Consider the following 12,238-nt stretch of genomic DNA (forward strand, 5'->3'; position numbering starts at 1 on the left):
GCAGGGACGGGTGACTTTTTCGCGTTCCAGCTAAACAGGTGCGGAGAGGCAAGACCTAGGGGCAAGCGCCCCAAATCCGCCCCCGACCAATAGACTAAACCACCCCTAACGTGATATGAGCCACCTCCACGGCGTCGCCGGTTAGTTCAATGGTGGTTTCCCGCAGGTGGACCTCAACTTGCCCACCCGGGACGGTGACTTGATAACGGTCCGGGCTCTCGGGCCCGTCCCAGAGCCGCACCGCGGCGGCGGCTGCGCAACAGCCGGTACCGCAAGAGGCCGTCTCCCCGACGCCACGCTCCAGCACCCGCATCCGGAACGCGCCTAGCTCCGGGCTAATGTCTTCCTGCCGTACCACCAGCTCCAAGTTCGTGCCCTCGGGCAGCACCGGAGTGACGTTGGCGTCGCCCACCAGCTGTGCCTGATTCAACTCGTCGACGGAATCGAGGGCCACCACCACATGCGGATTGGGCATCGCCACCCGCAACCCGGGCCGTTGCCCGGCCAAGGCCGCAATCTGGACCGACACGTCGTGCCCATCTGCCACCGCCGAGTCACCGCCCGGATACTGGGCCGGCCCCATATCAATCGTGTAGAGGTCTCCCCCGGCGGTGGCCTGGCGCCAGCCGCGCCGCAGCCCACCGCGGGTCCCGAACTGCAGCGGCTCCCAGGGGGTAAGTTCTGCCAAACCAGACGCGTGTAACCGGTGCAGGAACGAGCGAGCACCGTTACCGCACATTTCTGCGTGGGTGCCGTCTGCGTTGTAGTAGTCCATGAACCACTCGGCGCCCGCGGTTTCCGCCGGGGCCGCAGCCACGAACTCCGGACGCGTAACCCGGATCAAGCCATCCGCGCCGATTCCGGCCCGTCGGTCGCAGAGCCAGGCCACCACATCGGAGGTGAGCACCACCTTGCCGGTGGGGTCGGTCAGCACCAGAAAGTCGTTGTGGGTGGCGTGCCCCTTGACTAGGGTGACATCGGCCAGGCTCAGGAGGGCGCCCGCAGGCGGGGGCGGGGTCGGGTTGGTGAACATCACAGTCCTTCTTGGTTCAGCATTTGCACGCAGGTTTTGACCATATCCTCCGCCGGATCCAAATGGTGGATACGGGAGTCCCGGGCGAACCACTTGCGCTGTCGGCGAGCAAGTTGGGTGGTAGCCAGGGTGATGGCGGCAGCCGCCTCGGCCTGCGTCAGCTGCCCGTCGAGCACCGCCAATGCCTGGGCGTAACCGGTGGCGCGGGCGGCGGTCTTGCTCTCCCGCAACCCCTGCGCTGCCAGTAAGCGGGTTTCTTCCAGCAGCCCGGCAGCGAGCATGGCATCGGTGCGCGCCGCGATTCGCTGCCGCAAAGTGGTTTGGTCGACGGTGATCTGAAACTGCATGGTGGGGGCGTGGTATCGCTGGGCGGGCAATTGGGCCGAAAACGGTCTGCCCGTCAGTTCGATGACTTCCAGGGCCCGCACCACCCGTCGCACGTTTGCCGCCGCAATCTGCGCCGCGGCCGGCGGGTCGAGGGCCGCTAGGCGGGCGTGGGCGGCCGCCGGGCCGCTGGCTGCCGCCTCCTGCTCCAGGCGGGCCCGCACCGCGGGATCAGTGCCGGGGAAGTCGATCTCGTCCAGCAGGGCCCGGACGTAGAGCCCCGATCCCCCCACGACTAGGGGCACCGCCCCCCGCGCGCGAATCGCGGCGATGTCGGCCCGGGCGTGCCGCTGGTAGGCGGCCACCGAGGCCTCCTGCCACACCTCTAGGACGTCAAGCTGATGGTGCGGGATTCCCCGCCGCTCGGCTACCGGCAGCTTGGCGGTACCGATATCCATGCCGCGATAGAGCTGCATGGCGTCAGCCGAGACGATCTCGACGTCACGCTGCAAAGCCTCGGCCACGTCCAGGGCCAATTCACTCTTGCCCGTTGCGGTGGGGCCCACCAAAGCAATGATCACGCCCCCAGCCTACGGGGCCGCCTAGGCTGGACCCATGCACACGATCGCTCCTTATTCCACCGCCCGCCTGGCGCACGCCCTGCAGCGCGGAGGATATGACTGGTTTAGCGACGGCGTCGGTCACCTCGGGTTGATCCTCGGCGGCCTAGTGGTGCGGCTGCATCAAGTAGGTCCGGAAGACCAAATCCTGCAGGCACGGGTGGCCTGGCCACGCCGCGCCGACATCGAGCAGCAAACAGAGTTGCTGAGCCTGCTGCGCGACTTGAACTTCGAGCGCCCCGATCCAAAGTGCTACACCCGGGTGTTGGACGACGGCACCGTGGTGGTGGTGTGGGAGACGGCCCTGCCGGTGCAGGCGGGGGTGAGCGACAGCCAACTTGATGCCTTCCTCCACAACTTTGCCTCTCGGTCTCTGTCGCAAAGCCAAAAGCTGGCCGCTGCCTGGCCCGACCCCTTACGCCCTAATCAGCGAGCCGCCGTAGCGGTAGTCACCGATCCGGCGGCACTGCCGGGCCCGGCTGTGGAACTGCCCGCACTGCCAACCGCACCGGAGGATGTCACCGAGGTGACCACGGACGTCGACCTGGCCCACCTGCAACGGGCCTTGCGGGAACTAGACCTCCATTTCGGCATCAACGACACCGGCGGGCTCCACGGGGTGGTCAACAACTTTCCGCTGGAGATCACCCACCTGCCTGACGCGGGCCTCGTGCGGGTCGCTGGCCAGTGGCCCGGCGAACTCTCCGACCTGGTGGTCTCCCAACTGGGGCTAATCACCAACGATTGGAATCGGGCCACTGTCGCCCCGACGTTGTGCTACCAGACGAACGAGCAGAGGGTGTTGCGGGCCGAGTTCATCATCGATGTCTCGGCGGGCGCAGGCGCGGAACAGCTGCGCACGTGGCTCACCGAGGCTCTGGTCGCGGTGATTTCCGCCCTGGAAAGCTTCGGAGCGGTGGCCATCTCGCATTAGCCATCCCATGTCGAGGGACGCCACCGCGGGCGCGCCGCTGCCAGCCGCAAACCTCCTTAGCGCGGCGGTCCCACCCGCAGGGTGGGCAAACCCAAGCTGACCGGCGCGGTGTCCTTCTCCAGCTGCGGGGCGGCCTGCAGCTGTTGCCAGGCGTCACCCCCGCGGGTGCGCCGCACCGAAAAGGCCCCCTGCGCAGTGTTGGCGTCTACCAGCAGGTGGTGAGGAGCGGAGTGGGTGATCACGGTGGTGACCATGTCCCCCGGGCGGGGGTGCGCGTCAGTGGGCAGATCGCTGGGCAGCGTCAGGTGCACCAAGCGATTGTCGCGTGCCCGCCCAGTGATGCGAGCAGTGCGATCGTCCTTTCGCCCCTCGCCCTCGGCGATCATCACCTCGACGGTGCGCCCCACCTGCGCGGCGTTTTCTTCCTCGCTGATGCGTTCTTGCAGCTGCAGCAGTTGCGCATAGCGGGCCGCCACCACGTCGCTCGGCACCTGGTCCTGCCGATCGGCAGCCGGAGTGTTCGGCCGCGGGCTGTATTGGAAGGTGAAGGCGGAGCTGAAGCGCGCGGCCTGCACGACTTCGAGGGTGCGGGCGAAGTCTTCGTCACTCTCGCCGGGGAAGCCGACAATGATGTCGGTGGTGATGGCGGCGTCGGGAATCGCGGCCCGCACATCCGCCAGGATACGCAGGAACTTCTCGCTGCGGTAGGACCGCCGCATGGCCCGCAGCACTTGATCCGAGCCGGACTGCAACGGCATGTGCAGCGACGGCATGACGTTAGCGGTCTCCGCCATCGCGTCGATCACGTCGTGGGTGAAGGCCGCCGGGTGGGGCGAAGTGAAGCGCACGCGTTCCAGCCCCTCTATCTGTCCGCAGGCGCGCAGGAGCTTGGCGAACGCCCCCCGGTCTCCGAACGACACCCCGTAGGAGTTGACGTTTTGCCCCAGCAACGTCACCTCCACCACGCCTTCGGCGACCAGGGCCTCGATCTCGGCCAGCACGTCGCCGGGCCGCCGGTCGCGTTCCTTCCCGCGTAGCTGCGGCACTATGCAAAAAGTGCAGGTGTTGTTACACCCCACCGAGATGGACACCCAGCCAGCAAACGCCGAGTCGCGGCGGGCGGGCAGGGTGGAGGGGAAGACCTGCAGGGACTCTTCGATCTCAACGGCAGCCGCCGCGTTGTGCCGGGCCCGCTCCAGCAGCGTGGGCAACACGTCGATGTTGTGCGTGCCGAACACCACGTCCACCCAGGGGGCTTTATCAAGCAGGCTCCCCCGCAGTTGCTGCGCGAGGCAGCCGCCCACCGCGATCTGCATGCCCGGGCGGCTGCGTTTAACGGCAGCCAGTTGCCCGAGGTTGCCGTAGAGGCGCGTGGCAGCGTTCTCGCGCACCGAGCAGGTGTTGAGCACGACGACGTCTGCGCCCCCGTCCCCGGCCTGTGTGGCCCGGGCGGCAGCTTCCGGCACCGATTCCACCGGCACCAGGCCCGCGTCCAGTAGCAAGCCTGCCATGCGTTCGGAGTCGTGAACGTTCATTTGGCACCCGAGGGTGCGCACGTGGTACGTGCGGGGCATCATCGTAGTCATCGGCGCAGATTTTAAAGGACCGAAACCTGCTCCTCCGCCCAGGCAAGTATTTCCGCGGTTACCTGTAGGCGCACCTGGTTGCGGTCACCCGCAAATGCGAAAGCGCGCGCTAGCGTTTGTCCCGTGGGCAGGGCCAGGGCGATGAATCCCGTGCCGGGCGGGTGCGCGCCCACCCCGGTCGGGCCTGCCGCCCCCGTGGTGGCGAGCGCGAGGTCCGCTGCCAGGGTGCGGGCCGCCCCGTCGGCCAGCTGGCGCGCCACCTCGGCATCGACCGTGCCTTTGTCGGCAAGCAGTTGGGCGTCGACCCCCAGCAGCCGCCGCTTGATCTGCTCCTGATAGGCCACGATGCCGCCCCGCAACACCAGGGAGGCCCCATTGACGGCGGCCAGGGAGGCGCACACGAGTCCGCCGGTCAGGCTTTCGGCGGTGGCCACGCAATAGTGCAGGCGCCGCAGCTGCCTCAGCAACCGTTCGGCCGCGGCGGCCACCTGCCGCCCCAGCTCCTCGTGGTCGGGTACCGCCTGCCTCACTGCTCCTCCTCCGGCTCGGCCCAGTCGGCCAATACCTGGGTCACGACCTCGCTGACCAGTTGGGCGGGGTAGCCCTTGCGGGCCAGCATACTGGTCAGCCTCCGCCAGGCCACTTGCCGGGTGCAGTTGGTGAGGCTGCGGGCTCGTTTAACCGCCAGCTGGCTCGCCATTTGGCGCTGCTGGTCGGCGTCGATCTGTGCCACCGCGGCCTGCACGATGCTGCTGGCCACCCCCTTGCGGGCCAGCTCGCTGGCGATGGCGGCAGGTGCCAGCCCCCGCTCGGCCACCCTGGTGCGCACCAGCAGCTCGGCGTAAGCCGCATCGTCAATTAGACCGACCTCCGTGAGCCGGTCCAACACCGCCGTCGCGGTTGCCTCGTCAAAGCCCTTGCGCGCCAGGGTGGCGGCCAGCTGCCCCCGGGTGCGCGCGCACGCGGTCAGGGACTTGAGCACCACCTCGCGGGCGGCCTCGTAGCGCGCGGCGGGCGGCAGGTCGGCGGGCGAGCGCCGCACGCGCCGTCCCTGCCGACCACTCCGCGCCTCCACTAGAAGCCGCCCGCATCCTCGGCGTTCTTAGTGCGTTTGGTCCCCGCCCGCGGGGCGGCAGCCGCCTTCTTGGCCGCGGCCGTGGCTTTCGCCACGGTTTTGGTAGCAGCGGGCACGTCAAGTAGGGCGTCGCCCTCGGCAGCCGCCTCCACCTCGGGCGCCGGGCTCGGGCCGATGCCGAGCGCAGCCAGGATCTTCTTCTCGATCTCCGCGGCCAGCGGCGGGTTGTCTTTCAAGAAGTTGCGGACATTCTCTTTGCCCTGCCCCAACTGGTCACCGTCATAGGTAAACCACGATCCGGACTTGCGGATGATGCCGGTCTCGACACCAAGATCGATGAGGCCCCCTTCGCGGGAGATGCCTTGCCCATAGAGGATGTCAAATTCGGCCTGCTTGAAGGGCGGGGCCATCTTGTTCTTCACGATCTTGGCCCGAGTGCGGTTACCGATCGGTTCGCCCCCCTCTTTCAGGGTCTCGATGCGGCGCACGTCGATGCGGACCGAGGCGTAGAACTTCAGCGCCTTGCCCCCGGTAGTGGTCTCGGGGGAGCCGAAGAACACCCCGATCTTTTCCCGCAGCTGGTTGATGAAGATGGCGGTGGTGCCGGAGGCGGACAGGGCGCCGGTGATCTTGCGCAGGGCCTGGCTCATCAGCCGTGCCTGCAGGCCGACGTGCGAGTCACCCATTTCGCCCTCGATTTCCGCCTTGGGCACCAAAGCGGCCACCGAGTCGATGACGATGATGTCCAGGCCACCGGAGCGAATGAGCATGTCAGCGATCTCAAGGGCCTGCTCACCGGTGTCGGGCTGCGAGACCAACAGGTTGTCGGTGTCCACCCCCAGCTTCTTAGCGTATTCGGGGTCCAACGCGTGCTCGGCGTCAATGAAGGCGGCGTTGCCACCGGCACGTTGCGCGGAGGCCACCGCGTGCAGGGCCACCGTTGTCTTGCCCGAAGACTCCGGGCCGTAGATCTCCACGATCCGCCCACGCGGCAGCCCGCCGGTGCCGAGTGCCACGTCGAGGGCGACCGAGCCGGTGGGAATTACCGCCACCGGCGGCCGGGTGTCGTCCCCCAGGCGCATGATCGAGCCCTTGCCGAACTGCTTATCGATTTGGCTGAGGGCCAGTTCCAGAGCCTTTGCCCGATCCGCGTTTACCTGTGCCATTGTTTGTCGCTCCTCGCTTAGGTTTTCAGTCCTGGCCTTGCCAAGTTGCCCTCTCCGGGCCGCTGGGAGCGAGACTATGCCCGGCCACTGACATCCTGACGCGCCCGCCCTCCGGCATGTGGATGGACACCGCGTCAGCCGCTCAGTGGAAACCTTAATACGAACAGGTGTTCGAGTGGCTATTTCGGGGGCGGCGTGGCGCCGTCGGGCAGGCACTGCCCCAGATGGGTGAAGATGCGGTGCAGGTGGGCCGCGTCTGCCTCATCCAGGTGGGACATGACGGTCGTGTCAATGTCCTCCAAGTGCGGCCCGGCGGCGGCCCGCAAGGCCGCCCGACCCGCCGCCGTCAGCGTCACGCGGGCCACCCGCCTGTCTCCGGCATCGGGGCAGCGCTCCACCAATTCCCGTTTCTCCAACACCCCGACGGCGTAGGTCAGGCGCGAGGGGGCAAAAACCACCTTCTGCCCTAACTCCCCCATCCGCAGGGGCTCAGCGGCCTGCGCCAGGACCAAAAGAATGTTGTACTCCCCCATGGTTAACCCCGAGCGGGCCTTCAGGCCGCGCTCGAGGTGCACCATGATGCGCGCGGAATACTCCAGATAGGCTCCCCACGCAGCGAGCTTCGCTGGAGAAATCCGCTTGCTCACAACTAGACACTCCGTAGTAGAACTTCAAATGGGACGACAGTATCTAAATCATCAACCTTTGTCCGTGCAAAAGCCAATCCGTCGTCCACCTTTCGCTCCGCAGTCGGAGCGGAGGGTTCCACTACCTCTGTCGGTCGGCCCTGGACCAGCTGCGCTAGCAGTTTCAATTCTGCCACCGCCCGATCCAGCCTGCGCGCCAGCGCCCCCGGCCCGTCCTGTTCGTCGGCCCCCTGGATCCCGCCCCAGTCGTCGGCCGCCACGAACAGCGCGGTCGGCACCACCACGGCGTGCAGGTACGACAACAGTGGCCGCACCGCGTGTTCCACCATCAGGGCGTGCCGGGCCGTGCCCCCGGTGGCACCTATCAGCACCGCCGTGCCCGCAAGAGATTGCTCCGGCAAGGTGTCGAAGAACAGCTTGAGCAGCCCCGAGTAGCCCGCCTGGTAGGTGGGGGTCAAAACGATCGCCACCTCGGCTTCCTGCACCGCGGCTTGCATCTGCTCCAGCGCCGGCGACGGAAAGCCCGTCAACAGGTTGTCAACTAGCTCATGCGCCAGGGGGCGCAGCTGCAGGCGTTGCACCTGCCACTGCTCGGGCAGCCTCTCGATGAGCTGGTCCCCCAAACGCGCCGAGGTAGCAGCTTCCGACAAGGAAGCGTCGATGACGACCGCTCGCATTACTCCCCCTCGGCTTTTCGCAGCAAGGCGTCCGCCCGCTCAATGGCTGCCTCGTCGGAGGCCGCCTGCGGGTAGAAGCTCGCGCCGGTCACGTTGTCCCCACCGCGCCCAGTCCGCACCCCAAAGTGGTCGCTGGCCTGCTCCGCCAGCACGATTTGCTCGTCGTTGCCAGGCTCCGGCTGCGCCTGCTCCGCACCGCTGGCGCCGGCCCGGGCCGCCAGGCGGCTGGCGTGCGTCGGCGCGTCGGGCACCCCGGGCTCCCGCCGGGCGGCGAACTCGGCCCGCAAAGTGGGCAGGATCTCGCCCAGGAAGTCCAACTGCCGCAGGACTACATCCAGGGGCAGCCCCGCGTGGTCGATGAGGAAGGCCTGGCGCTGGTAGTCCCCCACGTACTCGCGGAAGCTCAGCGTACGGTCGATGACCTGCTGCGGAGAACCAACAGTGAGCGGGGTCTGCTCGGAGAAGTCCTCCAAGCTGGGGCCGTGACCGTAGACCGGTGCGTTGTCGAAGTACGGCCGGAACTGCTTAACGGCGTCCTGCGAGTTTCGGGCCATGAATACCTGACCACCCAAGCCGACGATCGCCTCCTTCTCGGTGCCGTGCCCGTAGTGGGCAAAGCGGCGCCGGTAGAGCTGGACCATCTTGGCCGTGTGGCTGGCGGGCCAGAAGATGTTGTTGTGGAAGAAGCCGTCACCGTAGTAGGCCGCCTGCTCTGCAATTTCGGGGCTACGGATGGAGCCGTGCCACACGAAGGGCGGCAGTCCGTCTAGCGGACGCGGGGTAGCAGTGAAGCCGCGCAGCGGCGTACGGAACTTGCCGGACCAGTCCACGACGTCTTCGTCCCACAGTCGCCGCAACAGCGCGTAGTTCTCTACCGCCAGCGGGATGCCGTCGCGAATGTCCTTGCCGAACCAGGGGTAAACCGGGCCCGTGTTGCCGCGTCCCAGCATGATGTCCATCCGCCCACCGGTCAGGTGCTGCAAGGTGGCGTAGTCTTCGGCGATCTTGACCGGGTCGTTGGTGGTGATCAAGGTCGTCGAGGTCGACAGCAGGATGCGAGAGGTTTGGGCGGCGATGTAGGCCAGCATGGTCGTGGGCGAGGAGGGCACGAACGGTGGGTTGTGATGCTCCCCCTGCGCGAAGAAGTCCAGGCCCACCTCCTCCGCGTGGATGGCAATGCGCACCATAGCGTCAATACGCTCGCCCTCGGTGGGGGTGCGGCCGGTGGTGGGGTCAGTGGTGACATCCCCTACAGACATGACGCCAAATTGCATGAACACGACTTTCTCCTTACGTCGACTTCGTCCCACTGATTATTTCAACTTTGAACAGAAGTTGCAACGTGGGTTCCCTCACTTCGGCCACCGCACCTCACGATGCAGCCACCGCAGCTCCGGCCGCCCCACCGCCTCGCACAGCGCCCGCCAAACCTCCTCCGGCCGCTGTCCGGCCGCCAGCGCCTCGCTCGCCGTCAGCCCCCAGGGCGAGAGAACCACGTCCTGCGCGTAGCTCGGCCCCAGCACGTCCCCGAAAGCCTGCCTCAACGCCGCCGCAAACTCGCTGTGCTTCACGCCGCCCCTCCCCGCTCTCCCGCGCTAGCGCCACTACCCGCAGTTTAAGACCCACCACACAAACAGGTGGGACAGGGCCACTGCCCTGTCCCACCTGCACCACACGCGTTAGGAAATCGGCGCCTCCGAGCGCATCAACTCCGGCGGAATGGTGTCCGGGATGGTGACCCCTTCCACCAAGGCAATGCGCTCCGAGACCTCGCGCAGGAGCAACGACAGCGGCACCCCGAGCGCCGCGCAGATGGCGCCGAGCAGTTCCGAAGAGGCCTCCTTCTGTCCGCGCTCCACCTCACTGAGGTACCCGAGGGAGACCCGCGCCTCAGCCGAGACCTCCCGCAAGGTGCGTCCTTGCTTCAGTCGCAGGTCGCGCAGCACGTCACCAATCTCGGAACGCAAGACCGGGGTAGCGGCGGGTACAGGTGCGGAAACGGAAGCCGATGGAGAAACCACACCCTTACCGTAGCGGGTAACCGCAGGTCGTGTCAGCGGGCGCCGGTTGCTAGGCATCGGGCGACTCGGAACCGGGTTCATAGGGTGCATCCTTGTCATGACTCCTACAATAGAGGCAGTTAATGGACGTTGGCTGAATAACGCCAGCGGCGCCATTCGTAAAATGACAACGCCAACCGCCAGCGATTATTCCCCCCTCCCCGGCTACCGCCCCAGCCGGGCCTAGTCGCGCGCCCGCAGCGACTGCCGCGCGCCCCAAATGTAACCCACACCACTCCAGACGGTGAGCACAACCGCGATTACTACCAGCACCTCAACGACCACCTGCACCCGCCCGACGGCGCCCGGCGAAAGAAAAGTAGACCACGGAATGAGGGCCAACTGAATAAACAGCATCTGGGTCACCGTTTTCAGCTTCCCCAAATTATTCGCCGCAATAACTTCCACCCGCGCCAAAGACAATCGCAGCACGGTAATGCCAAGCTCCCGCACGATGATGACCGGGGCCACCCACCACCACAGCACCCCCTGCCAGGTCAAAAGCACCAGCGCCGACATCACAAGCGCCTTGTCGGCGATAGGGTCAGCCAGCTTGCCGAAGTTGGTGATCCACCCGTATTTCCGGGCCAGATCTCCGTCGAACTTGTCGGTCGCAGCCGCCACGGCGAAGACCGCTGCCGCCCCCCAGCGGCTCGTCGGGGAGTTGTGCCACAGCAGCACCACGAAAACCGGCACCAGCGCCAGGCGCAGCATGGTCAAAAGGTTGGCGGGGTTCCACAGACTCACCGTGGTCTTGGCTTCTGGCATACCCCCAGCCTAGCGGGCCCGAGATCGTTTTTCGAAAGTCAAAGCGCCGACGCCGCATCGCCCGTAACATTGCAAAATGGCAGTATTTCGCGCTAGTGTCCCCCGGCCGCTGATCGGCACTGCCCTGGCGGGCAGTGTGCTACTGGCTGCCTGTTTCCCCGCCGCGCCCGCCCCGACCCCGGCTGCCCCGGCTGCCCCGCCTGTCAGCCCCAGCGCGGTCGCCACTTCCAGTACCCCGACTCCCACCCCGACCCCGCCCGCCCCCGTGACCATCACCATCGGATACGCGGGCGACGTCCTGACCCACATGCCGGTGCTCGACAGTACCCCCGACGGCGACCTGACCGAGTTGCTCGCCCCGTTCGCCCCCTGGACCAGCGGAGTGGACCTCGCCCTGTGCGGGCTGGAGGTGCCGCAGGTACCCCCCGGGGGCGAGCCCTCCGGCTGGCCCCTGTTCGGGATGCCGCCCGCAGTCATTGCCTCGTTGCCGTCGGCAGGGTGGGACGGCTGCACCACCGCCTCCAATCACTCCCTCGACCAGGGCTGGCAGGGCATCGTCACCACCCTGGACGCCGCCGAGGCCGCCGGACTGGGGACGGCGGGCACCGGACGCACCGAAATAGAGGCCCCCGCGGCCCAGCTCTACCAGCTGCAACGCGGCGAGCGAACCATCACCGTGGCCCAGCTGGCCGCCACCTACGACACCAACGGCCTGCCGCTGCCCGAGCAGGCCCCGTGGTCAGTGGTACACATAGACGTGCCGCAACTGGCCAAGCAGGCCGAGCTCGCGCGCGCCGCCGGGGCCGACGTCGTCGTGCTCCAGATCCAGTGGGGCACCGAATACCAGAGCCAACCGGATCAGAACCAAGAAAACCTGGCCGCCGAGCTGGCCGCCACCGGCCAGTTCGACGCCATCTTCGGCAATCACGTGCACGTCCCCCAACCCATCACCCGCCTGGGCGGGGGCCCTAACGGCACCACCTGGGTCGCCTACGGCTCGGGCAACTACGTGTCCAACCAGAGTGCCGAGTGTTGCGCCTATCTCTCCCCCGTCGGGCTCTTCCTGGTGCTCACCGTCACCGTCCCGGGCGAGCCGGACGGGGCGGTGACCACGGAGATGACGTGGACGGCCCATACCACGGACACCGACGGCGGCCACCGGGTCTACCCGCTGGCGGAGCTGGCCGCCGGGCAGTTCCCCGACGCCACCATCAGCGCCACCGAGGCCAGCGAGCGCCTCGCGGCCCTCGTAGAGGTGATGGGCGGAGATAGCCTGCAGCGACGCGCACCCTACACCCCCTCGGGCCCCGAGCCGCAGGTAGTGCCGCGTCCCCGCTAGCGGCGCGGC

The 12,238-nt window shown here is 67.2% G+C and carries 14 protein-coding genes; 2 read left to right on the forward strand and 12 right to left on the reverse strand.

What is annotated here, in order from left to right; all coding sequences use genetic code 11:
- Positions 1-94 precede the first annotated feature (94 nt).
- Together dapF and miaA are read right to left on the reverse strand one after the other, a co-directional pair.
- Positions 95-1,033, reverse strand: a complete 939-nt coding sequence (gene dapF / locus BSZ40_RS06840) for a diaminopimelate epimerase (RefSeq protein WP_073824542.1) — start codon at positions 1,031-1,033, stop codon at positions 95-97.
- Positions 1,033-1,938 carry a tRNA (adenosine(37)-N6)-dimethylallyltransferase MiaA gene (gene miaA, locus BSZ40_RS06845; protein ID WP_073824543.1) on the reverse strand — a complete coding sequence of 302 codons (906 nt, stop codon included), beginning with the start codon at positions 1,936-1,938 and terminating at the stop codon, positions 1,033-1,035. The genes dapF and miaA overlap by 1 nt, the downstream gene beginning before the upstream one ends.
- Positions 1,939-1,972: 34 nt before the next feature.
- On the opposite strand from miaA, the gene BSZ40_RS06850 reads away from it, so the two are divergent.
- Positions 1,973-2,911 (forward strand): YbjN domain-containing protein, encoded by a 939-nt coding sequence (locus BSZ40_RS06850; RefSeq protein WP_073824545.1) that lies wholly within the window; start codon positions 1,973-1,975, stop codon positions 2,909-2,911.
- A 56-nt stretch (positions 2,912-2,967) separates the two neighbouring features.
- Here the strand turns inward: BSZ40_RS06850 and miaB are convergent, their stop codons facing one another.
- The 10 genes from miaB to pgsA form a co-directional block, all read right to left on the reverse strand.
- Complete coding sequence (gene miaB / locus BSZ40_RS06855; protein ID WP_073824546.1) at positions 2,968-4,497, reverse strand: tRNA (N6-isopentenyl adenosine(37)-C2)-methylthiotransferase MiaB; 1,530 nt, start codon at positions 4,495-4,497, stop codon at positions 2,968-2,970.
- A gap of 11 nt (positions 4,498-4,508) precedes the next feature.
- On the reverse strand, positions 4,509-5,027 hold the full coding sequence (locus tag BSZ40_RS06860; RefSeq protein WP_084542690.1) for a CinA family protein: 519 nt from the start codon (positions 5,025-5,027) through the stop codon (positions 4,509-4,511).
- On the reverse strand, positions 5,024-5,539 hold the full coding sequence (locus tag BSZ40_RS06865; protein WP_073824548.1) for a regulatory protein RecX: 516 nt from the start codon (positions 5,537-5,539) through the stop codon (positions 5,024-5,026). The genes BSZ40_RS06860 and BSZ40_RS06865 overlap by 4 nt, the downstream gene beginning before the upstream one ends.
- 32 nt (positions 5,540-5,571) lie before the next feature.
- Positions 5,572-6,738 carry a recombinase RecA gene (gene recA / locus BSZ40_RS06870; RefSeq protein WP_073824550.1) on the reverse strand — a complete coding sequence of 389 codons (1,167 nt, stop codon included), beginning with the start codon at positions 6,736-6,738 and terminating at the stop codon, positions 5,572-5,574.
- Between the two features lie 179 nt (positions 6,739-6,917).
- Positions 6,918-7,385 (reverse strand): MarR family winged helix-turn-helix transcriptional regulator, encoded by a 468-nt coding sequence (locus BSZ40_RS06875; RefSeq protein ID WP_073824551.1) that lies wholly within the window; start codon positions 7,383-7,385, stop codon positions 6,918-6,920.
- A gap of 2 nt (positions 7,386-7,387) precedes the next feature.
- On the reverse strand, positions 7,388-8,062 hold the full coding sequence (locus BSZ40_RS06880) for a CE1759 family FMN reductase (RefSeq protein ID WP_073824553.1): 675 nt from the start codon (positions 8,060-8,062) through the stop codon (positions 7,388-7,390).
- Entirely contained in the window at positions 8,062-9,336 is a 1,275-nt protein-coding gene (locus tag BSZ40_RS06885) for an LLM class flavin-dependent oxidoreductase (RefSeq protein WP_084542701.1), read from the reverse strand. The genes BSZ40_RS06880 and BSZ40_RS06885 overlap by 1 nt, the downstream gene beginning before the upstream one ends.
- A gap of 78 nt (positions 9,337-9,414) precedes the next feature.
- Positions 9,415-9,633 carry a DUF3046 domain-containing protein gene (locus tag BSZ40_RS06890; RefSeq protein WP_073824554.1) on the reverse strand — a complete coding sequence of 73 codons (219 nt, stop codon included), beginning with the start codon at positions 9,631-9,633 and terminating at the stop codon, positions 9,415-9,417.
- A 108-nt stretch (positions 9,634-9,741) separates the two neighbouring features.
- On the reverse strand, positions 9,742-10,083 hold the full coding sequence (locus tag BSZ40_RS06895; protein ID WP_245793928.1) for a helix-turn-helix domain-containing protein: 342 nt from the start codon (positions 10,081-10,083) through the stop codon (positions 9,742-9,744).
- A 222-nt stretch (positions 10,084-10,305) separates the two neighbouring features.
- On the reverse strand, positions 10,306-10,890 hold the full coding sequence (gene pgsA, locus BSZ40_RS06900; RefSeq protein WP_073824557.1) for a CDP-diacylglycerol--glycerol-3-phosphate 3-phosphatidyltransferase: 585 nt from the start codon (positions 10,888-10,890) through the stop codon (positions 10,306-10,308).
- Positions 10,891-10,966: 76 nt separating this feature from the next.
- On the opposite strand from pgsA, the gene BSZ40_RS06905 reads away from it, so the two are divergent.
- Positions 10,967-12,229 carry a CapA family protein gene (locus tag BSZ40_RS06905; protein ID WP_073824559.1) on the forward strand — a complete coding sequence of 421 codons (1,263 nt, stop codon included), beginning with the start codon at positions 10,967-10,969 and terminating at the stop codon, positions 12,227-12,229.
- Positions 12,230-12,238 lie beyond the last annotated feature (9 nt).

It is taken from the genome of Buchananella hordeovulneris (genome assembly GCF_001907235.1).
GTDB classification, from domain to species: Bacteria; Actinomycetota; Actinomycetes; order Actinomycetales; family Actinomycetaceae; genus Buchananella; species Buchananella hordeovulneris.